At 65.2% G+C, this 19,610-nt stretch carries 18 protein-coding genes and 1 tRNA gene; 12 read left to right on the top strand and 7 right to left on the bottom strand.

The genetic code is table 11. The features are described from left to right. Positions 1-39: 39 nt before the first annotated feature. Both WN73_RS26410 and WN73_RS26405 read left to right on the top strand, forming a co-directional pair. Complete coding sequence (locus tag WN73_RS26410) at positions 40-2,463, top strand: response regulator (protein ID WP_271555346.1); 2,424 nt, start codon at positions 40-42, stop codon at positions 2,461-2,463. After that, positions 2,460-4,043 carry an adenylate/guanylate cyclase domain-containing protein gene (locus WN73_RS26405; protein WP_011085076.1) on the top strand — a complete coding sequence of 528 codons (1,584 nt, stop codon included), beginning with the start codon at positions 2,460-2,462 and terminating at the stop codon, positions 4,041-4,043. Before WN73_RS26410 ends, WN73_RS26405 begins: the two co-directional genes overlap by 4 nt. A 45-nt stretch (positions 4,044-4,088) precedes the next feature. On the opposite strand, the gene WN73_RS26400 is transcribed toward WN73_RS26405, so the two are convergent. After that, positions 4,089-4,164 (bottom strand) — tRNA-Ile (locus WN73_RS26400). A 346-nt stretch (positions 4,165-4,510) separates the two neighbouring features. After that, positions 4,511-5,485, bottom strand: coding sequence for a Bug family tripartite tricarboxylate transporter substrate binding protein (locus WN73_RS26395; RefSeq protein ID WP_271555345.1), 975 nt, complete (start codon positions 5,483-5,485; stop codon positions 4,511-4,513). A gap of 107 nt (positions 5,486-5,592) precedes the next feature. On the opposite strand from WN73_RS26395, the gene WN73_RS26390 reads away from it, so the two are divergent. After that, positions 5,593-6,555, top strand: a complete 963-nt coding sequence (locus WN73_RS26390; RefSeq protein WP_271555344.1) for a TAXI family TRAP transporter solute-binding subunit — start codon at positions 5,593-5,595, stop codon at positions 6,553-6,555. 137 nt (positions 6,556-6,692) lie between these two features. Here the strand turns inward: WN73_RS26390 and WN73_RS26385 are convergent, their stop codons facing one another. The 3 genes from WN73_RS26385 to WN73_RS26375 form a co-directional block, all read right to left on the bottom strand. Continuing rightward, on the bottom strand, positions 6,693-7,922 hold the full coding sequence (locus WN73_RS26385) for an ABC transporter substrate-binding protein (protein WP_028174258.1): 1,230 nt from the start codon (positions 7,920-7,922) through the stop codon (positions 6,693-6,695). Between the two features lie 97 nt (positions 7,923-8,019). Beyond that, positions 8,020-8,913, bottom strand: a complete 894-nt coding sequence (locus WN73_RS26380; protein ID WP_028174259.1) for a helix-turn-helix transcriptional regulator — start codon at positions 8,911-8,913, stop codon at positions 8,020-8,022. Then, a complete protein-coding gene (locus tag WN73_RS26375) occupies positions 8,891-9,226 on the bottom strand; it encodes a hypothetical protein (RefSeq protein ID WP_271555343.1) in 336 nt (111 codons plus the stop codon). The genes WN73_RS26380 and WN73_RS26375 overlap by 23 nt, the downstream gene beginning before the upstream one ends. Here WN73_RS26375 and WN73_RS26370 point away from each other — a divergent pair. The 4 genes from WN73_RS26370 to WN73_RS26355 are packed head-to-tail and all read left to right on the top strand — an operon-like array spanning position 9,225 to position 13,503. Next, complete coding sequence (locus tag WN73_RS26370) at positions 9,225-10,058, top strand: substrate-binding domain-containing protein (protein ID WP_271555342.1); 834 nt, start codon at positions 9,225-9,227, stop codon at positions 10,056-10,058. The two genes, WN73_RS26375 and WN73_RS26370, sit on opposite strands and share 2 nt — an antisense overlap. Positions 10,059-10,112: 54 nt before the next feature. Continuing rightward, a complete protein-coding gene (locus WN73_RS26365) occupies positions 10,113-11,219 on the top strand; it encodes a molybdopterin-binding protein (protein WP_271555341.1) in 1,107 nt (368 codons plus the stop codon). 13 nt (positions 11,220-11,232) lie between these two features. Further along, positions 11,233-13,182 (top strand): molybdopterin biosynthesis protein, encoded by a 1,950-nt coding sequence (locus tag WN73_RS26360; RefSeq protein WP_271555340.1) that lies wholly within the window; start codon positions 11,233-11,235, stop codon positions 13,180-13,182. A gap of 51 nt (positions 13,183-13,233) precedes the next feature. After that, complete coding sequence (locus tag WN73_RS26355; protein ID WP_271555339.1) at positions 13,234-13,503, top strand: FAD-dependent monooxygenase; 270 nt, start codon at positions 13,234-13,236, stop codon at positions 13,501-13,503. On the opposite strand, the gene mobA is transcribed toward WN73_RS26355, so the two are convergent. Further along, a complete protein-coding gene (gene mobA, locus WN73_RS26350; RefSeq protein ID WP_371740309.1) occupies positions 13,436-14,110 on the bottom strand; it encodes a molybdenum cofactor guanylyltransferase MobA in 675 nt (224 codons plus the stop codon). The genes WN73_RS26355 and mobA overlap by 68 nt on opposite strands. Continuing rightward, on the bottom strand, positions 14,055-14,945 hold the full coding sequence (gene fdhD / locus WN73_RS26345; protein ID WP_028174264.1) for a formate dehydrogenase accessory sulfurtransferase FdhD: 891 nt from the start codon (positions 14,943-14,945) through the stop codon (positions 14,055-14,057). The genes mobA and fdhD overlap by 56 nt, the downstream gene beginning before the upstream one ends. A 207-nt stretch (positions 14,946-15,152) precedes the next feature. Here fdhD and mobB point away from each other — a divergent pair, with 207 nt between their 5' ends. The 5 genes from mobB to WN73_RS26320 all read left to right on the top strand — a co-directional run bounded on the left by mobB (position 15,153) and on the right by WN73_RS26320 (position 19,601). Further along, entirely contained in the window at positions 15,153-15,680 is a 528-nt protein-coding gene (gene mobB / locus WN73_RS26340) for a molybdopterin-guanine dinucleotide biosynthesis protein B (protein WP_011085099.1), read from the top strand. A 9-nt stretch (positions 15,681-15,689) separates the two neighbouring features. Then, on the top strand, positions 15,690-16,946 hold the full coding sequence (locus WN73_RS26335) for a molybdopterin molybdotransferase MoeA (protein WP_271555338.1): 1,257 nt from the start codon (positions 15,690-15,692) through the stop codon (positions 16,944-16,946). Between the two features lie 44 nt (positions 16,947-16,990). Further along, the gene (locus WN73_RS26330; RefSeq protein WP_028174267.1) at positions 16,991-17,254 is read left to right on the top strand and encodes a sulfurtransferase TusA family protein; all 264 of its coding nucleotides are present in this window, start codon (positions 16,991-16,993) and stop codon (positions 17,252-17,254) included. A 317-nt stretch (positions 17,255-17,571) separates the two neighbouring features. Beyond that, positions 17,572-19,227 (top strand): OFA family MFS transporter, encoded by a 1,656-nt coding sequence (locus WN73_RS26325; protein ID WP_161536175.1) that lies wholly within the window; start codon positions 17,572-17,574, stop codon positions 19,225-19,227. Between the two features lie 92 nt (positions 19,228-19,319). Beyond that, positions 19,320-19,601 carry a hypothetical protein gene (locus tag WN73_RS26320; protein WP_011085103.1) on the top strand — a complete coding sequence of 94 codons (282 nt, stop codon included), beginning with the start codon at positions 19,320-19,322 and terminating at the stop codon, positions 19,599-19,601. Positions 19,602-19,610 lie beyond the last annotated feature (9 nt).

The following is a 19,610-nucleotide window of genomic DNA, read 5'->3' as shown; positions in this document are numbered from 1 at the left end:
GGTATGGAGGGCGAAGTACCGGCTGCGTTGCAGTCTTTCGTGGCGGCCGTCGATTCCGCATACACCGATTTCGATAGCGATCGGGCGATGGTCGAGCGCTCGCAAGAGCTGAGCTCGAAGGAGCTGTCGGAGGCACGCGACAAGGCAACAGAGGCGCAGCGCCGGTTGGTCGACGCGATCGAGAGCATCTCCGAGGGTTTCTCGCTCTACGATGCCGACGACAAGCTGGTTATATACAACCGGCGGTACCGGGACATGCACGGCACCGCCAGCATCAATGTCGTGAATCAGGGCGTATCGTTCGAGACAATCCTCCGCAACGCGACCGCGAGCGGCGAGATCCGCGACGCGGAGGGGCGCGTCGAAGCCTGGATCGAGCAACGCCTCGCTCAGCATCGCGATCCCAAGGGCACGCATGTGCAACGCCGCTCCGACGGGCGCTGGATCCAGATCAACGAGCGCAAAACCGACGACGGCGGCACCGTGGCGACCTACACCGACATCACCGACGTGAAGAAGGCGGAGCAGGCGATCCAAGAGAGCGAACAGCGGCTGCGCGTCATCGCCGAGGCCGCGCCTATGGCGGTGGCGATCGTAACCTTTGATGACGGAATCATCCGGTATGCCAATCGGCGCTTCAGCGAGATGTTCGAGCTCGAAGGTTCGTCTGCCCTGGGCCTGCAAGCGAAAACCCTCTACGCAGACCCGCAACATCGCGAGCGCTTCATCGGCGCGCTCACCGAGCACGGCCATGTGGAGGGCATGGAGATGCTGCTCAAGCGGGTTGGAGGCGAGGAGTTCTGGGCGCTCATAGCTTCTCAGCGCGTCGAGTTCGAAGGGCGCCCGGCGATGATCAACGGCCTCGCCGACATCAGCGACCGCAAGCGCATGGAAGGCGAGCTGCACAAGGCGATCTGGGCGAGCGAGCAGGCGACACGCGCGAAGTCGGACTTCGTAGCCAACATGAGTCATGAACTGCGCACACCCTTGAACGCGATCATCGGTTACAGTGAGATCCTGTTCGAGGACGCCCAGAGCGCCGGCCGCGAATCGGAGATGGCGGACCTGCGCAAGATTCAGGATGCCGGCAAGCATCTGCTCGGCCTGATCGACAACATCCTCGATCTTTCCAAGATCGAGGCTGGCAAGATGACGCTCTATCTCGAGACCTTCGAGCTCCGCCCCATGATCGATAGCGTCGCGGCGACCGTCACCCCGCTGGCCAAGAAGACCGGCAACGCTCTGGTGGCGAACTGTGCTGACGAGATCGGCACGATCCACAGCGATCTGACCAAGGTGCGGCAGACCCTGTTCAACCTTCTCAGCAATGCCTGCAAGTTCACGCGAAACGGGACGATAACGCTGACCGCGCTGCGTGACACGAATGCGGCTGGCGAATGGATCGAGTTCCAGGTGCGCGATACCGGCATCGGCATGACGCCAGATCAGCAGGCCAAGGTGTTCGAGGCCTTTACTCAGGCGGACGACTCGACGACCCGCGTCTATGGTGGTACGGGGCTGGGCCTCGCCATCACCAAGAGCTTCTGCCGGCTGATGGGTGGCGACGTGACGCTGACGAGCGAAGCCGGCAAGGGGACGGCGTTTGTAGTTCGTCTGCCGGCGGTAACACGCGCTGCATCGGACACTACAGTCTCGGCGGCAGACAAGCGTTCCGAGGGGCCGCAGGCTGCCGAGCCCGAGCATGCGCCGATCGTTCTCGTGGTCGACGATGATCCCAATGCGCGTGAGCTGCTACGCCGACACCTGCAGCGCGGCGGTTACGCCGTTCGCCTGGCTGCCAATGGCGAGGAGGCGATGCAACTCGCCCGCACGCTGCACCCCGATGTCGTCACGCTCGACGCTCTGATGCCGCAGATGGATGGCTGGGCCGTGCTCAGCGCCATGAAAGAAGATGCGGTACTCGCGGAAATTCCTGTGATCATGGTCACGATCGTCGACAACCAGGGCATTGGCTTCTCGCTCGGTGCCGCCGATTACCTGGTCAAGCCGATTGATCGCGACAGACTGGTCAGCGCGGTGGAAAAGTGCTGCCCAAGGGGCGCGCCGCGACACGTGCTGATAGTCGAGGATGACGCGTCGGCCAGCGAGCTGATGGGGCGCGCCTTGCGGCAGATCGATTGCATGGTGACGCAAGCAGAGAATGGTCGGATTGGTCTTGAGCGTTTGAATGAGGCTTCACCCGATGCAATTCTGCTCGATCTGATGATGCCGGAGATGGACGGGTTCGAGTTCATCGCACGGGTGCGAGCCGAGTCCCGCTGGCGGAGCATCCCGGTCATCGTCGTCACCGCAAAGACGCTGACCGTTGAGGATCGCTCGCGCCTCAACGGCCAGGTACAGCATTTGGTGCACAAGGGCGAATACAGCGGCAAGGCCGTGCTGGCGGCGCTTGACGAGCTGCTACCCCTGCACGCCCGGCGCGCGCGCGCGGATCGGCCATGAGTATCATTGACACCGACAGCGCGCGCGCTTGGCGCATTCAGCTTGCCCATCTTCGCCAGGAACTGCAGTCCCCGGTCAACGCCTTGCTCGGCTACGCAGAGATCCTGCACGAAGAGGCGTCCCGGAACGGGCGCTTGGACATCCTCCCCGATATGAACCGTATCCTCGGCGCAGCCCGGGATCTCGCCGGCAAGGTCGACCGGCTGATGGACGGCGATCGCGCCAAGAGCCCGCCCGGCTCAGCGGCCACCACGCAAGAACAGGATCTTCGTCACGAGCTGCGCACGCCGCTCAACGCGATCAAGGGCTATGGTGAGATGCTGCGCGAGGATGCAGCCAGTTTCTCAAGCGACTCCCTGAGGGCGGATTTCGATCGCCTGCTGGCTGCGGCCACCGACCTGTTGCTGCGCCTCGATCGCATCGTGCGATTCTCGGTTGATGTCGAGGAGACGAGCTTGGCTCCCGATCAGACCGGCGCGGTCATGGTTAGCGACCTGATGCGCAGCCTCGGGCCGGTCCGGCAGTATGCTGCCACCGAAACCGGTTCTATTCTCGTCGTGGACGATATCGAGGCCAATCGCGACCTCCTGTCGCGCCGACTGACCCGCGACGGCCATCGCGTCTCTTCGGTGGCCGGCGGCCAGCAGGCGCTGCAGGCGCTCGCCAACGATGAGTTCGACCTCGTCCTGCTCGATTTGATGATGCCCGATATCAACGGGCTTGATGTGCTGGTGCGCATGAAGGCGGATGAGCGGCTGCGCCGCATTCCGGTGATCATGATCACGGCCTTGGCGGAGACCGAGAGCGCCGTCCGCTGCATCGAGGCCGGGGCCGAGGACTATCTGCCGAAGCCGTTTGATCCGATCCTGCTGCGCGCGCGGATCAATGCTTGCTTGCACAAGAAGCGCTGGCGCGACCGCGAGCAGAAGTATCTTCGCCGCATCGAGGAGGAGACCGCCAAGTTTGAGCGGCTGCTGCTGACAATCCTGCCAAGACAGGTGATTGGCCGTCTGAACCACGGCGAAGCCATGATTGCCGACCGCTTCGAGGGTGTGAGCGTTCTGTTCGCCGATCTGGTGGGCTTCACCGAGCATTCGTCACGGGTCACGCCTGCAGCGATGGTCGAGTACTTGAACCGGTTGTTCTCGGAATTCGACGCGCTTGCCCGTGAGCTCGGTGTCGAGAAGATCAAGACCATCGGCGACGCCTACATGGCCGTCGCCGGTTTGCCTGATCCGAACCCCGATGCGATCGCAGCGATCGCGAAAATGGCACTTGGCATGATCGATCGGCTGGGACGCGTCAACAGCCATTTCGGCTGGCCGTTGCAAATCCGGATCGGCATACATTCGGGCCCCGTGGTTGCCGGCATCATCGGCGCACACCGCTTCATCTACGACGTGTGGGGCGATACCGTAAATGTCGCCAGCCGGCTCGAGGCCTACTCTCTGCCCAATCGAATCCATGTGTCCCGGGATATCGCCCGCCACCTCGTCGGTCGCTTCGCGCTGGAGCCACGCGGCAGCATTGACGTGAAGGGCAAGGGCAAATTGGAGACTTTTTTCTTGAGCCGGATTTAGGCTCGGCGTGGCTGCGCCACGCGTAGTCCGACGAAGGGCGAAGCGTGGTGGGCCCGGCAGGACTCGAACCTGCAACCAGACCGTTATGAGCGGCCGGCTCTAACCATTGAGCTACAGGCCCCGCCGCGAGACGGCCGCGGGAACGCGCGGCCGGCAACGGTGCGCGGTTCGTTTACAAGGCTGGAGGCGAGGGTGCAATGCCGGCCCTGGCCGATGGAAACGCCGGCGCAGCAATGCCTGCGAGTTCTAAAATACCGAAATTGGCGATGATGCCCTTATAATCCTGTTTTGCCCGACGGGTCAAACCAGCCCCGCCTAGGCTCGTTTTCCTGGATTTTGTAACCCTTTGTGATCGCTTGATCTTTCTACTGTGCATGGGGTTGTTTTCGATGTTTCGATGGGAGGGGCTTTCCTGGGGCCCCTCCAATGTCTTGCCGGCGAGCTGCAAGCTCGCCGCAGATCGCCGTCTAATCCACCGAAACCCCGGCGAACTCCACCACCTTGCGCCACTTCTCGGTCTCGTCCGCGACCAGCTTGCCGAACTCGGCGGGTGTCATCGGCTTGGGGATGCCGCCGGTCTCGGCGAGGCGGGCGACCAGCTTGGGGTCCTTCAGCGCTTCGCCGACGGCCTTGTTGATGATCTCGACCACGTCGGGCGGCGTGCCCTTCGGCGCGGAGATGCCGTAGAAGCCGACCGATTCGAATCCCGGCACGGTCTCGGCGATCGCGGGCACGTCGGGCACGATCGGCCAACGCTGCGGCGAGGTCACGCCGAGCGCGCGGACATTGCCGCCCTTGGCCTGCTCCAGCGCGGACGGCAGATTGTCGAAGATCAGCTGCACCTTGTTGGAGATGATGTCTGGGAAGGCGATCGCCGAGCCGCGATAGGGCACGTGCACCATGTCGCACTTGGTCATCACCTTGAACAGCTCGGCCGACATGTGCACCGAGGTGCCGTTGCCGGACGAGGCAAACGAGATCTTGCCGGGATTGGCCTTGCAGTAGTCGATGAACTCCTGAACCGTCTTCACCGGCATCGCGTTGGAGACCACCAGCATGTTGGTGAGCTGCATGATGCTCGCGACCGGCACGGTGTCGCGCAGGAAGTCGTAAGGCAGCTTCTTGTAGAGCGAGGTCGAGATCGCGTTGTTGGGCGCGACGAACAGCAGCGTGTAGCCGTCGGGGGCTGCGTTGATCGCGGCGGCGGCGGCGATGTTGCCGCCGGAGCCGGCGCGGTTCTCGACGATGAATTGCTGGCCGAGATGGTCCGACAGCCACTGCGCCATGATCCGCGCCACGATGTCGACCGGGCCGCCGGCGGCGAAGCCGATCATCCAGTGCACGGGGCGGTCGGGATATGCGGCGGAGGCAGGAGGTGCGGCGCTGAAAAGACTTAAGAGAAAAACTAGCCCGAAAACATAGTTACGCAAAATTCGCAACATGACGCCTCCCATTGCATTATTGTCGTTGGGCTGCATGCTTTCACAAAATCGGGCCGCTGCCTACATCGTCGCAAGTCGGTGTTGACGCAGGTCCGCCGGGAACGACCATGAGATTCGCGATCATCCTTCTCGCCGCGGCGCTGCTCTTAAGCCCCGCTGCTGCTCAAACCGGAGGCACGGCCATTCCGACCACGACACTCAGCCTCGGCACCGCAACGCCCGGCGGCGGCTTCCCGCTCTACGGCAACGCCTTCGCGGAGGTGATGAACGCGGCCGATCCGCAAATCACCATCGCACCCCGCAACACCAAGGGCAGCAACGAGAACATTCCGCTGTTGGAGAAGGGCGAGCTCGATCTCGCCTTGGTCGCGGGCGAGCCGGCCTACGAGGCCTTCGCCGGCATCGGCCGTGCGAAGGTGCGGCTGAAGATTCTCACCGCGATCTATTCCAACCCCGGCATGTTCGTGGTGCGGGCCGACAGCCCCTACAAGACCATTCGCGATCTCGTTGGCCAGCCTGTTGCGTTCGGCGCCAAGGGCTCGGGCCTGCCGATCCTCGCGCGCTACGTGCTCGATGGCCTCGGGCTGAGGCAGGACGAGGATTTTAAGGCCGTCTATCTCGACCGCGCCGGCGACGGCCCTGCGATGGTCGAGGACGGACGCGTCGCAGCGCTCTGGGGCGCCGGCATCGGCTGGCCCGGCTTTGCCGCGGTGGCATCGAGCGCATCAGGCGCGCGCTTCATCGCGCCCAGCGAGGAAGAGGTCACGCGCATCCGCGCCAGGCATTCGTTCCTGAAGCCGATGATCGTGCCGGCCGGCAGCTACCCGAAGCAGGCCGAGCCGATCGCCTCGCTCGGTTCGTGGAGTTTTGTCCTCACGCGCGAGGATTTGCCCGACGATGTCGCCTACCGGCTGGCGAAGACGCTGCATGGCGTGGAGGCGACGTTCTGCAAGAAGCTCGCGCAGGCCTGCGAGACGACCGCGGCGAACACCGTCGCGGCCGCGCCGAAGCCGGAGCTGATTCATCCGGGCGTGATGAAGTACTTCCGTGAGATCGGCGTGGTGAAATGACGGTCGCTCCCTAAGCGGCCGTCATTCCGGGGCGCGCAAAGCGCGAACCCGGAATCTCGAGATTCCCAGGTGCGCAATTGCGCACCGTAGTTCGGTGCTTTGCACCGCCCCGGAATGACGATCGCTTTAAGCGATCGTCACTTCTTCACCATCGCACACGCCGGGTCCGGCGGCCCGAACGCCTTGTCGCCCGAGATGGTCGTGAGGATCTTGTAATAGTCCCACGGGTATTTGCTCTCTTCCGGCGTCTTCACCTGCACCAGCCAGAGATCGTGCACCATCAGATTATCCTCGCGCAGTTTGCCGTTGCGGGCGAAGAAATCCTCGATCGGCTTTTCCCGCATCTTCGCGGCGACCTTGAGCGGATCGTCGGTGCCGGTCTCCTTGATGGCGTTGAGATAGTGCATCACGCTCGAATAGACGCCGGCCTGCCACATCGACGGCATCTTGTTCATCTTGGCGAAATAGCGCTTCGACCATTCGCGCGTCTTGTCGTCCATGTCCCAGTAGAACGAGGTGGTCAGCAACAGGCCTTGCGCCGCCTGCAGGCCGAGGCCGTGGATGTCGGTGATCAGCGCCAGCAGCGCCGCCATCTGCTGGCCGCCCTTGAACACGCCGAACTCCGAGCCGGTCTTGATCTCGTTCATGTTGTTGGGGGGACCGGCCGCAATGCCGATGATCTTGGCCTTGGAGGCCTGCGCCTGCAGCACGAACGAGGAGAGATCGGGCGTTGCCAGCGGCGGCTTCACCGAGCCCAGCACCTTGCCGCCATTGGCGGTGACGACGCTGGAGGCGTCGCGCTCCAGCGAATGGCCGAAGGCGTAGTCGTCGGTGATGAAGAACCAGCTGTCGCCGCCGCGCTTGACCACCGCATCCGCGGTGCCGACCGCGAGCGCGCGGGTGTCGAACACCCACTGGATCGCGTAAGGAGAGCAGAACTTGCCGTGGAAATCGGCGGTGCCGGTGGAGTGGGTGATGAACAGCCGCTTCTTCTCGTTGGCGATGTTCTGCACCGCAAGCCCGACCGCCGAGACCGGCACGTCGACGATCAGGTCGACCTGGTCGACGTCGTACCAGCGCCGCGCGATGGCGCCGCCGATATCGGCCTTGAGCTGGTGGTCGCCGATCACGATGCTGATCGGCTTGCCGAGCACGGTGCCGCCGAAATCGTCGATCGCCATCTGCGCCGCCGTCACCGAGCCCTGGCCGGTCGGCGCGGAAGCGGGACCGTTCATGTCGGTCAGCACGCCGATCTTGACGACGTTGTCGGAAACCTGCGCCATTGCGGCGCCCGGCAGCAGGGCTGCCGCCAAGAACGTCGCTGCAAAGCCGGCCGCGACCGGCAGTCCAAATCTTGCTGGATTCACGCTTGTCCTCCCCTGATCCGGCTCGTTGGCCGGTGTTGCCCGGGTATGCCCGGCTGAATTGGTTTCTTTTGCAACTATTTGGGGGCGGGCGTCAATGTCAGGCCGCGAAGCGGATCTGCCCCGCTGGCGAGGGGTCGTAGCCGGTCAGCTCCTCGGCGCGCTGGCGCAGCCGTCTTTCGCTCAGGAACCGGATCAGGGCCTGCATGGTGGGGCGGAAATAGCTGCGCTGTCGCATCGCCAGATCGAGATTTTCCCAGACCAGCGGCACGAAATCGAGGCCGGCCGAGCGCGCCGCCGCGCGTGTCGCCACCCCGCAATCGGCCTGGCCGGCGCGGACCATTTCGGCAAGATCCGGCCCGGTGAGGGCCGGCGTCTCCACCCGGCGCAAATCGCGGGTGGTGGCGTCGGCGCGCTTCAGGAGCACGTCGAGCAGCATCTGCGCGCCTGTGCCCTGTTGTCGCATCGCCATCCTGGCGCCGAGCGCGAGCACGTCGGCGAGACCGCGCAATCGCTTCGGATTGCCCGGCGGCAGCACGAGACCCTGCTCGCGGCGCGCGAATGCGACCAGCAGCGCGTCATGCAGGTCCGGAGCGTCTCGCAGCGCCGTCACATTGGCGTCGGAGGCAAGATTGCCGGAGGCATCCAGGCTGTGGAAGTGCACTGCGACAGCCGTCACCTCGTCGCGCTGCAGGCGCTCGAGCCCGCGCGCGCTTCCCTCGCTCATCGATCCCAGGCCGGAGCCGGATTCGCGCAGGCTCCAGTCCAGGAGCTCGTCCTGGCTCCCGCCCACGACGGGTGGCGGCTCCGTGGCCAGCATGCCCGCAGGGCGCGCCAGTCCGGACAGCACCCAGAGATCGAGTTCGTGCCGCGGGAAGAGCCACTTCCCGGTCACCTTGCTACAGGGGATCGCGCCGGTGGTGACGAGTTCGTAGAGCTTGCGTTCGCCAAGTCGGAGATAGTCAGCGGCTTCACTGGTCGTCAGGAATTCCATCCTGCATTCCTATGCAAATTCTTGCTTCTTTTTGGACTTTCGTCGCAGGTGGAATTCTGCAGTTCATTTTCGGTCCGCGGGAACCATGCCCGATCATCTCGTTGCTTTGCAACACATCCGCGGTCGCCTCTTCCGCTTTGGTGAACGATCCTGAAGCGCTCACATGGTGCGGGCCTTGCTGTCGCGCGCGCGATTGCAATCGGCTGCAATTGCCGGAATTTCCCGAACGGTAGCGCGCGAGGGGCAAATGCGTCACGAGTGCGGCGCAATCGATCCTCATGATCGTGGCCGTATCCAATGGGAACCAGCTCATGGCCTTTCGCCGCCTGTCCGTTGCACTCGCGCTTCTCTGCGGCCTGACCGCGGACATCGCAGCGTCGTTCGCGGAGGACCGCGCCATCGTCCTGGCCTCCACCACAGCGACGCAGGATTCGGGCCTGCTCGATCATCTGCTGCCGATTTTCCGTGACAAGACCGGCATCGACGTGAGGGTGATCGCGCAGCGCGCCGACGAGGTGCTCAACGAGGCGCGCAAGGGCGATGCGGACGTCGTGCTGATGCATGCGCGGCCACAGGAGGAAAAGTTCGTCGCCGACGGCTTTGCCGTGAAGCGCTTCGACGTGATGTACAACGACTACGTGCTGATCGGGCCGAAGAGCGATCCTGCCGGCGTGAAGGGCAAGGACATCGCGACCGCACTCAAGGCGATCGAGGCCAAGGGCGCGCCGTTCGTGACGCGCGGCGATCGCTCCGGCACCCACGCCGCGGAGCTCGCGCTCTGGATCGTCGCCGGCATCGACATCGCCGCTGCCAAAGGCGCCTGGTACCGCGAGGCCAGGGAGGGCATGGGCGCGGCGCTCGAAGCTGCGCGTGCCGCAAATGCCTATGTGCTGTCGGACCGCGGCAGCTGGATCGCCTTCAGGGAGCGCGGCGATCTCGACATCATCGTCGAAGGCGACAAGCGGCTGCTCAACCAATACGGCGTGATGCTGGTCAACCCCGAGAAGTTTCCGAGCGTGAAGAAGGAGCTGGGGCAGACCTTCATCGACTGGCTGATCTCGCCGGACGGGCAGGCGGCGATCGCCGGCTACAGGGTCGACGGGCAGCAGCTGTTCTTTCCGAATGCGGACAAGTCGGCCGGCTGACATCTGCATCTCCGGCGGTTGCCAAACGCAGCGTTGCATGGTCCATCATGGCGCATGACCCAGCGCCTGCCGCCATCGCTGACGCCGCTCGACACCGCGCTTGCCGCGTTGCTGCGAGACGTTGAACCGATCACACCTGTTGCGTTGCCGCTGACTGAAGCGATCGGCTGTATCGCGGCGGACGCTCCGCTGCTTGCGGCCTATCCGCCGCACGACATTGCCGGCATGGACGGGTGGGCGTTGCACGCCAATGATCTCGTCGGTGCGTCCGCCTATTCGCCGTCGCATCTGGCGACGGCGCCGGCCTGGGTCGATGCCGGCGACGCGATGCCGGCGGGATGCGACTGTGTGCTCGATGCCGACGCCGTCGAAATATCTGGACCGCTTGCGCAGGTGCTGGCGGAGGGCGTGCCGGGGCAGGGCGTCCGCCGCGCCGGAAGCGACATCGCCGTTCGCACGCTTGCCGGCACAGAAGGATATCCGGTCGGTCCGGCCGCGCTGATGCTCGCCGGCGTCGCGGCGGTGGACAGGCTGAGCGTGCGGCGACCGCGGCTGCGCATCGTCAATGTGCCTGATACGACGACGACGGCGCATATGATTGCCGGGATCGCGCGCGCCGCGGGACTGGATGTGCAGGCGTTCGAGGCCGCCGCGCGCGATGACGCATCGATTGCGGATGCGCTCGATGCTTCCTCTTGCGACCTGCTGCTGATTGTCGGCGGCAGCGGCGTCGGCCGCCGGGATGCCGCTGTCGCGGCGCTGGCCCGGCGCGGTGACGTGATCGCCCATGGCATTGCGCTTCAGCCCGGCCGCACCGCCGCGGTCGGGCGGCTCGAAAAAGTTCCCGTCGTTGCCTTGCCCGGCTCGCCGGATCATGCGCTCGCAGCCTGGCTCGCGCTGGTGCTTCCGCTCGTCGATCGTTTGTCGGCACGGCAGCAGCGCCGGCAGGTGACACGGCCGCTCGCGCGCAAGATCGCATCCAGTGTCGGCATTGCCGAAATCGCACTGCTGGCCGAGGACCATCATGCCTGGATGCCGCTTGCGGTGGGGGAGTGGCCGTTCCAGGCCATTGCCCGTGCGGATGCATGGATGATCATTCCAGCCAGCCACGAGGGATTTGCAGCGGGCGCATCCGTCGATGCCTATCTGATGCGGGAGTGATATGGGTTCCGGCATGACGATGATCCCGCAATCGCAAGACCGCAGCGCGCTCGAACAGGAGCAGTTCCTCAAGATCCTCTCGCGTGAGGAGGCGATGGCTCGTTTCGAGGCGGCGCTGTTTCCCCGCGCGATTCCGAGCGAAACGCGCAAGCTTGCCGATACGCTCGGCACGGCGCTCGCCGAAGACGTCACCGCCCCGATCGACGTCCCGCCGTTCGACCGTTCCAATGTCGACGGCTTTGCCGTCCGCTCCGCGGACCTCGCCGCGGCCGGCGAAGGTGCGCCTGTTCGCCTTGCGTTGAACGGCGAGACCATCCACTGCGGCACCGCGCCGAGGATGCAAGTTGCCACGGGCACCGCAACGCCGATCGCCACCGGCGGCCCGCTGCCGCGCGGCGCCGACGCTGTCGTCATGGTCGAGCACACCCAGCCGGCCGGCCCGGATGCGATCGATATCCGCCGAGCCGCGTCTCCCGGGCAGTTCGTCTCCTATGCGGGCTCCGACATTGCGCGCGGCGAAGCCCTGCTGCGCGCCGGCACGCTCGTCGGCTCACGCGAGATCGGCATGCTGGCGGCCTGCGGCATCGCCGAGGTGGCCGTCGCGCGCAAGCCGCGGGTCGCCGTGATCTCGACCGGCGACGAACTGGTTCAGCCCGGCGAGGTGCTCGCGCCCGCGGAGATCTACGACACCAACGGCGCGATCGTCGCGGCCGCGATCGACGAGAATGGCGGCGAGGCAATCTTCCTTGGCGCCATTCCCGACGACGAAGCGAAGCTCGAATCCGCCATGCGCCGCGCGCTGGCGGACGCCGACATGCTGGTGCTCTCCGGCGGCACGTCGAAAGGCGCGGGCGACCTGTCCCACCGCATCATCAGCCGGCTCGGCCAGCCCGGCGTCGTCGCGCATGGCGTGGCGCTCAAGCCCGGCAAGCCGCTGTGCCTCGCGGTCTGCGACGGCAAGCCGGTCGTGATCCTGCCGGGCTTTCCGACCTCGGCGATGTTCACCTTCCACGACATGATCGTGCCGGTGCTGCGCAGGATGGCCGGCCTGCCGCCGCGCTCCGATGCCAAGGTCAGCGCGACCGTGCCGGTGCGCATTGCCTCCGAGCTCGGCCGCACCGAATTCGTCATGGTCTCGCTGGTCGAGGGCAGGGGCGGCTTGATCGCCTATCCCTCCGGCAAGGGCTCCGGTGCGATCACCTCCTTCGCGCAGGCCGACGGCTTCCTGCGCATCGATGCGCTCGCCGATCAGATGCCCGCGGGGACCGAGGCCGAGGTGACGCTGTTCACGCCGCATGTGCGCGTGCCGGATCTCGTCATCGTCGGCAGCCATTGCACCGGCCTCGACCTCGTCACCGCACAGCTCGCGCATGCGGGCCTCACAGTGCGCTCGATCGCGGTCGGCAGCCTCGGCGGGCTTGCGGCAGCCAAAAGGGGCGAGTGCGATCTCGCGCCGATCCATCTGTTCGACGACAGAAGCGAGACCTACAACACGCCTTATTTGGTCGAAGGGCTCGAGCTCGTGCCGGGCTGGCGGCGGATGCAGGGCATCGTGTTCCGCAAGGGCGACAAGCGCTTCGAGGGCCTCAGCGCAAAGGACGCCGTTGCCGCCGCGCTCACGGATCCCGCCTGCATCATGGTCAACCGCAACCAGGGCGCCGGCACGCGTATCCTGATCGACCGGCTGCTCGGCGGTGCGCGCCCCGAAGGCTATTGGAACCAGCCGCGCTCGCACAACGCCGTTGCCGCCGCCGTCGCGCAGCAACGCGCCGACTGGGGCATGACCATTGCGCCGGTCGCCCATGCGGTCGGTCTCGGTTTCATTCCGCTCGCGGAAGAGCATTATGACTTTGCGTTGGTGACGGCGCGCAAGCAGCGTCCGGCGGTACAGGCCTTTCTCGACGCACTCGGCTCGGGCGAGGCACGTACGGCACTGGAGCGAGCGGGCTTCCGGCCGGCGTAGACGATAGACGACGACGGGGCGTTCAAGCCGTGCGACAGGTTGGGGGACGCGATGGCAAGGCCGCTTTCGGTTGCGATCGTCGGTGCCGGCATGGGCGGGCTTGCGACCGCCGCGGCGCTCCGGCGCGTCGGCATCAATGTGATGGTCTACGAGCAGGCCTCCCAATTCGCCCGCATTGGCGCCGGCATCCAGATCGGCTGCAATGCCATGAAGGTGTTGCGCGCGCTGGGGCCGGAGGCGCGGATGCGCGAGGCTAAGCCGCGTCATCCAGCGCCGCGAGCCGCTCGGCCTCGGCGATGTCCTCGACCGTATTGGCGTTGAAGAACGGATCGAGCGGCTCGGCCGGCCACGTCACCGTCGCGAGCGGATAGCGCGCGGTCCAGCGGTCGATCTTGCGCAGGTCCTCGACGACGAGGGCGTGGCGCAATTCGTCGCGCAAGGCCACGCGCCACAGCCCGATCACCGGATGCGTCTGGTCGCCCGATGCGGCGACCGCGAGCTGCGCGCTCTCCCGCTCACGGGCTTCATGCAGGCGCGCGACGAGATCGCGCGGCAGGAACGGGCAGTCGCCGGCGGCACTGAGCACCCATTCGATCTCCGGCCGATTCGCCGCGGTCCAGTCGAGCGCGGCGAGGATGCCGGCGAGCGGGCCGGGAAAGCCGGGCACGTCGTCGGCGATCACCTGCAAACCGAACGCGGCGAAGCGGGCGGGATCGCCGTTCGCATTGAGGATCAGCCCGCTGCACTGGGGCGAAAGGCGTGCGATCACGCGCTCCAGGATGGTGCGTCCGCCGATGGTGCGCATCGGCTTGTCGCCGCCGCCCATGCGTCGCGCGAGACCGCCGGCGAGCAGCACGCCTTGCGTCGGAATTCTAGTCGTCACCACCTTCACCCTTGCGCTTGTGCTTGGCCGACTCCTCCTCGACATAAGCAAGGTTCTGGTCGTAGACGATCCGTTCCTCGCCCGCGAGCGCGATGAAACGCTTGCCGCGGGTGCGGCCGATCAGCGTCAGGCCCACCTGTCTTGCGAGATCGACGCCCCACGCGGTGAAGCCGGAGCGCGACACCAGGATCGGAATGCCCATGCGTACCGTCTTGATCACCATCTCCGAGGTGAGACGTCCCGTGGTGTAGAGGATCTTGTCGCCGGCATCGACGCCGTGGCGGTACATCCAGCCCGCGATCTTGTCCACGGCGTTGTGGCGGCCGACGTCCTCGGTGTAGCAGAGCGGCTCGCCCTCCTTGCACAGTACGCAGCCATGGATCGCACCGGCCTCCAGATACAGCGAGGGCATGGTGTTGATGGTCTGCGTCATCTGGTAGAGCCATGAGGTGCGCAGCTCCGCCTTTGGCAGCGCGACGCTCTCGACCGCTTCCAGCAGATCGCCGAAGGCGGTGCCCTGCGCGCAGCCCGAGGTTTGCGTGCGCTTCTTCAGCTTGGCCTCGAAATTGGTGTGATGCGAGGTGCGCACGACCACGACCTGGAGGTCGTCGTCGTATTCGACCTCGGTCACCGCGTCATTATATTTCAGCATGTTCTGGTTGAGCAGATAGCCCAGCGCCAGATATTCCGGATAGTCGCCGATCGTCATCATGGTGACGATCTCCTGGGAATTCAGGTAGAGCGTCAGCGGCCGCTCCATCGGCACCTTGATCTCGACTCTGGCGCCGGTCTGGTCGGTCCCGGTCACGCTCTGGGTCAGGCGCGGGTCATCCGGGTTGGGGACGATCAGGGGCACCGGGGCTTTGTCGATCTTCATCATGGCCACGACGTTAGCATGACATTCGGGTCAAGCCGATATAAGCATGCTGGCGGAAAGCGAAAATGCTGCCTCGCCGTCATTGCGCGCGGCGAAGCAATCCAGAACTATACCGCGGTGGCAGTCTGGATTGCTTCGCTACGCTCGCAATGACGGGGAGAGGCCGGCGGTTCCATCGGCAGGCGTGTCGTTGGCGGAGACGGATCGGTTATGAAAGTCATCGGCCTTGCAGGCTGGAGCGGTGCGGGCAAGACCACGCTGTTGACGCGGCTGATCCCGTATTTCAGCGCGCAAGGCCTGCGCGTCTCCGTCATCAAGCATGCGCATCACCAGTTCGACGTCGACGTGCCCGGCAAGGATTCCTGGCGCCATCGCGAGGCGGGCGCGGCCGAGGTGCTGGTTGCCTCGTCAAATCGCTGGGCTCTGATGCACGAGTTGCGCGGCGCGGCGGAACCGCGGCTGCCGGAACTCCTGAGCAAGCTTTCCGCGGTCGATCTCGTCGTGGTCGAGGGTTTCAAGCGCGAGCCGCACCGCAAGATCGAAGTCCATCGTGCCGGCAACGGCAAACCGTTGCTGTTTCCCGACGATCCCGGAATTGCCGGGATCGCGACCGACGCCCCGATTGACACCCGGCTGCCGACCGTCCATCTCGACGATATCCCGGCCGCGGCGTCGCTGCTGTTGCGTGTGGCGATGCCGGTCGAGGAAGCGGTCGCGAAAAGCGCTGCTATGCGCTGACGAGGCACCATGGCGCAACTGTCTGACGATTGCTTTGCCTTTGGCGGACCGATGATGTCGGTCGACGAGGCCGTTGGCCTGATCACGACGCGCGTCAACGCGATTGCCGATCTCGAGACCGTGGCGCTGGTCGATGCGGATGGTCGCGTGCTGGCCCGAGACATCGCCGCGCCCCTGCCGCTGCCACCCTTCACCAACTCCGCCGTCGACGGCTATGCCGTGCGCGACGCCGATCTTCCGGACAGCGCGGAACGGGCGTTTCCGCTCGATGGCCGCATCCAGGCCGGCGGCCTTGCTCACGCGCCGATCAGGCCCGGCCACACCGCGCGCATCTTCACGGGTGCGCCGATGCCGCCGGATGCCGGGACCGTCTTCATGCAGGAGGATGTCCGCATCGATGACGCCGCCAGGATCGTGCTGCCGCCAGGGCTGAAGCCGGGCGCCAATGTCCGCCCTGCCGGCGAGGACATTCCCCAGGGGCACGTCGCGCTGCGCGCCGGCCAGCGGCTGCGGCCACAGCATGTCGCGCTCGCCGCGGCGTTCGGCCTGACGAGGGTCGACGTCGTCAGGCGCATCCGCGTTGCGGTGTTCTCGACCGGCGACGAGCTGGCGTCGCCGGGCGAGCCGCGCGCCGCCTCGCAGTTGTTCGACTCCAACCGCTTCATGCTGATGGCGATGCTGCGCCGGCTCGGCTGCGAGGTCAGCGATCTCGGCATCCTGCGTGACGAGCGGACTTCCCTCGCGAATGGCTTGAAGCAGGTTGCAGGCAGCCACGACCTGATTCTCACCACCGGCGGCGTCTCGACCGGCGAGGAGGATCACGTCAAGGCGGCGGTCGAGAGCATCGGCTCGCTGGTGCTGTGGCGGATGGCGATCAAGCCCGGCCGGCCCGTGGCAATGGGCATCATCGGCGGCACGCCGCTGATCGGCCTGCCCGGCAATCCCGTCGCGAGTTTCGTCACCTTCGTCCATGTGGTGCGGCCGACGGTGCTGGCGCTGATGGGTGGTTTGCCGGAGCCGCTGTTGCCGATCCCGGTGCGTGCGGCGTTCACCTACAAGAAGAAGATCGGCCGCCGCGAATATGTTCGTGTCTCGTTGCGGAGGGGACAGGATGGCGCGCTGGAGGCAATCAAGTTCCCGCGCGAAGGCGCCGGGCTGTTGTCGTCGCTGGTCGAGACCGACGGCCTCGTCGAGCTCGGCGAGGACATCACGCGTGTCGAGCCAGGGCAGGGCGTGGGGTTCCTGTCCTATGCCGATCTGCTCTGACCGGTTGCGTTGACGCCATTGATCGGTCCCGCCATGTTGCGCCCATGACCAGAACCACGCTCGATCTCACCGGGCTGAAATGCCCGCTGCCCGCCCTGAAGACACGCAAGGCGCTCAAACCGTTGCAGCCGGGCGATCAGCTCGAGGTGTACTGCACCGATCCGCTGTCGGTGATCGACATTCCGAATCTGATTCGCGAGACCGGCGACACGGTGGAGATCACCGAGCGCAACGACGCGCGCATCGTGTTCTTGATAGAAAAGGCAAATGGTCCGATAGGCAACACCAATGGTGCGCTGCGTTCCTGACGCGTTACCGCGTTGATACCGACCTTTTGTCTATCGACATCGATCATGGCTTCTGCCCAAATTGACTTTCTCCGTGCGGGCGCGGAGGTTGAGTGTTGTCTGCGATACGCGGATCAACGGGCCAAACACGAAGCCTGCACGTGGTATCGGGCATAGAGCCCCGCTCGAGGGGTTAACTTTTCGGAGGTGCGTGACCGATCCTGGCGCGCGCCGGATGATGATGCGGGGCAGCGGGGACAGCTGGCTGCACCGTGAATGGCTGAGGATCAGGATCTTAGCGGCAGGCTGCTCAGAAGGGCGGCTTAGGGGAGGACTGTATGTCTACTATTGAGAGCGCTGGAACGATATCGGGCGCTGGCTCTGGCTTTCTTGATCGTGAGCGGACGATTGCGACCGCCGGCTTCAATCGCTGGCTGGTGCCGCCTGCGGCGCTGTGCATCCATTTGTGCATCGGCATGGCCTACGGCTTCTCGGTGTTCTGGCTGCCACTGTCGCGCGCGATCGGGTTGAACGCGCCGAAGGCGTGCCCCGACATCTCGCTGTTCCAGGAGTTGTTCTCCACCACCTGCGACTGGAAAGTCGCGAGCCTGGGCTGGATGTACACGCTGTTCTTCGTGCTGCTCGGCGTTTCGGCCGCGATCTGGGGCGGCTGGCTCGAGCGGGTCGGTCCGCGCAAGGCCGGCTTCGTTGCCGCGTTGTGCTGGTGCGGCGGCCTGTTTCTCGGCGCGATCGGCATCTACACCCACCAACTCTGGTTGATGTGGCTGGGCTCGGGCGTGATCGGCGGCATCGGTCTCGGCCTTGGCTATATCTCACCGGTGTCGACGCTGGTGAAGTGGTTCCCCGACCGCCGCGGCATGGCGACCGGCATGGCCATCATGGGCTTCGGCGGCGGCGCCATGATCGGCGCGCCGCTGGCGAACCTCTTGATGAACTACTTCAAGACCCCGACTTCGGTCGGCGTCTGGGAGACCTTCGTCGCGATGGGCGTCATCTACTTCGTGTTCATGATGATCGGCGCGTTCCGTTATCGCTTGCCGCCGCCCGGCTGGCAGCCCGAAGGCTGGACCCCGCCGTCCAAGGCCAACGCGATGATCTCGAAGAACAACGTTCATCTCAATGACGCACACAAGACGCCGCAGTTCTGGCTGATCTGGTGGGTGCTCTGCCTGAACGTGTCGGCGGGTATCGGCGTGATCGGCATGGCCTCGCCCATGCTGCAGGAGATCTTCGCCGGCAAGCTGATCGGCCTGCCGGACGTCGGCTTCAACGCGCTCGATGCCGGGCAGAAGGCGCAGATCGCCGCGATCGCCGCGGGCTTCGCCGGATTGCTGTCGCTGTTCAACATCGGCGGCCGCTTCTTCTGGGCATCGCTGTCGGACAAGATCGGACGCAAGAACACCTACTACACCTTCTTCATCCTCGGCATCGTGCTCTATGCACTGGCGCCGACCTTTGCGGCGATGGGCTCGAAGCTGCTCTTCGTGCTCGGCTTCGGCATCATCCTGTCGATGTATGGCGGGGGCTTTGCGACCGTGCCGGCCTATCTCGCCGACATGTTCGGCACGCAGTTCGTGGGCGCCATCCACGGCCGGCTGCTGACGGCATGGTCCACCGCGGGCATCATCGGCCCCGTCGTGGTCAACTACATCCGCGAGTTCCAGCTCGCGGCGGGCGTGCCGCGCGATCAGCTCTACAACACCACCATGTACATCCTGTGCGCGATGCTGATCGCGGGCCTGATCTGCAACTACCTGATCAAGCCGGTCGATCCGAAGTGGCACATGAAGGAGGCCGATGTCGCCAAGTTGCAGGCGGCGAGCGCCAGCGCCGCCGCAGCCGGACCGCACGGCTCTTACGGCATCGGGTTTGGCGGGCTTGACGCCAAGGCGGCGCTGTTCTGGGCCTTCGTCGGCATTCCCCTGCTCTGGGGTGTGTGGAAGACGCTGGAGAGCGCGGTCAAGATATTCTGATCGCCATCAAGACAGCCGCGGGATGCTCATCATCGGTGTCCCGCGGCGTTCGCCTTTCAGACATCATCAAGACTGGTACTTAGGGGATTTAAATGCTTCGCACCCGAATTTGCCTTGCGGCCGTGTTGCTGGTCGCTGGCCTTCATGCCGCGTCCGCGCAAACCGCGGCGGCGCCTGCCACCACGGCACCGGCCGCGACGACGGAGGCCAAGCCGGGCAAGATCAAGCTCACCATGCAGAAGCTGAAGGACATGAAGGCGAAGTGGTCCGCCAACAAGCCGAAGCTCAAGGCCTGCCGCGCCGACGTGAAGTCCAAGGGCCTCGCCGGCGACGATCGCTGGTTCTACATCGAGGAGTGCATGAACAAGACCTGAGGTCGGGTT

The sequence above is a fragment of the Bradyrhizobium sp. CCBAU 45394 genome (assembly GCF_028128655.1).
GTDB classification, from domain to species: domain Bacteria; phylum Pseudomonadota; class Alphaproteobacteria; order Rhizobiales; family Xanthobacteraceae; genus Bradyrhizobium; species Bradyrhizobium diazoefficiens.
The sequence above is the reverse complement of the archived record's forward strand: the minus strand, read 5'-3'. Positions and strand labels throughout refer to the sequence as shown.

Excerpts from the sequence above, each read along its gene's own strand:
- WN73_RS26390 (WP_271555344.1), top strand. The coding sequence starts at position 5,593 with ATGAGATTCGCGATCATCCTTCTCGCCGCGGCGCTGCTCTTAAGCCCC.
- WN73_RS26335 (WP_271555338.1), top strand. The coding sequence starts at position 15,690 with ATGGCGCAACTGTCTGACGATTGCTTTGCCTTTGGCGGACCGATGATG.
- WN73_RS26330 (WP_028174267.1), top strand. The coding sequence starts at position 16,991 with ATGACCAGAACCACGCTCGATCTCACCGGGCTGAAATGCCCGCTGCCC.
- WN73_RS26355 (WP_271555339.1), top strand. The coding sequence starts at position 13,234 with ATGGCAAGGCCGCTTTCGGTTGCGATCGTCGGTGCCGGCATGGGCGGG.
- WN73_RS26365 (WP_271555341.1), top strand. The coding sequence starts at position 10,113 with ATGACCCAGCGCCTGCCGCCATCGCTGACGCCGCTCGACACCGCGCTT.
- mobA (WP_371740309.1), bottom strand. The coding sequence starts at position 14,110 with ATGTCGAGGAGGAGTCGGCCAAGCACAAGCGCAAGGGTGAAGGTGGTG.
- WN73_RS26395 (WP_271555345.1), bottom strand. The coding sequence starts at position 5,485 with ATGTTGCGAATTTTGCGTAACTATGTTTTCGGGCTAGTTTTTCTCTTA.
- WN73_RS26360 (WP_271555340.1), top strand. The coding sequence starts at position 11,233 with ATGACGATGATCCCGCAATCGCAAGACCGCAGCGCGCTCGAACAGGAG.
- WN73_RS26325 (WP_161536175.1), top strand. The coding sequence starts at position 17,572 with ATGTCTACTATTGAGAGCGCTGGAACGATATCGGGCGCTGGCTCTGGC.
- WN73_RS26375 (WP_271555343.1), bottom strand. The coding sequence starts at position 9,226 with ATGAGCTGGTTCCCATTGGATACGGCCACGATCATGAGGATCGATTGC.
- mobB (WP_011085099.1), top strand. The coding sequence starts at position 15,153 with ATGAAAGTCATCGGCCTTGCAGGCTGGAGCGGTGCGGGCAAGACCACG.
- WN73_RS26370 (WP_271555342.1), top strand. The coding sequence starts at position 9,225 with ATGGCCTTTCGCCGCCTGTCCGTTGCACTCGCGCTTCTCTGCGGCCTG.
- fdhD (WP_028174264.1), bottom strand. The coding sequence starts at position 14,945 with ATGATGAAGATCGACAAAGCCCCGGTGCCCCTGATCGTCCCCAACCCG.
- WN73_RS26320 (WP_011085103.1), top strand. The coding sequence starts at position 19,320 with ATGCTTCGCACCCGAATTTGCCTTGCGGCCGTGTTGCTGGTCGCTGGC.
- WN73_RS26380 (WP_028174259.1), bottom strand. The coding sequence starts at position 8,913 with ATGGAATTCCTGACGACCAGTGAAGCCGCTGACTATCTCCGACTTGGC.
- WN73_RS26405 (WP_011085076.1), top strand. The coding sequence starts at position 2,460 with ATGAGTATCATTGACACCGACAGCGCGCGCGCTTGGCGCATTCAGCTT.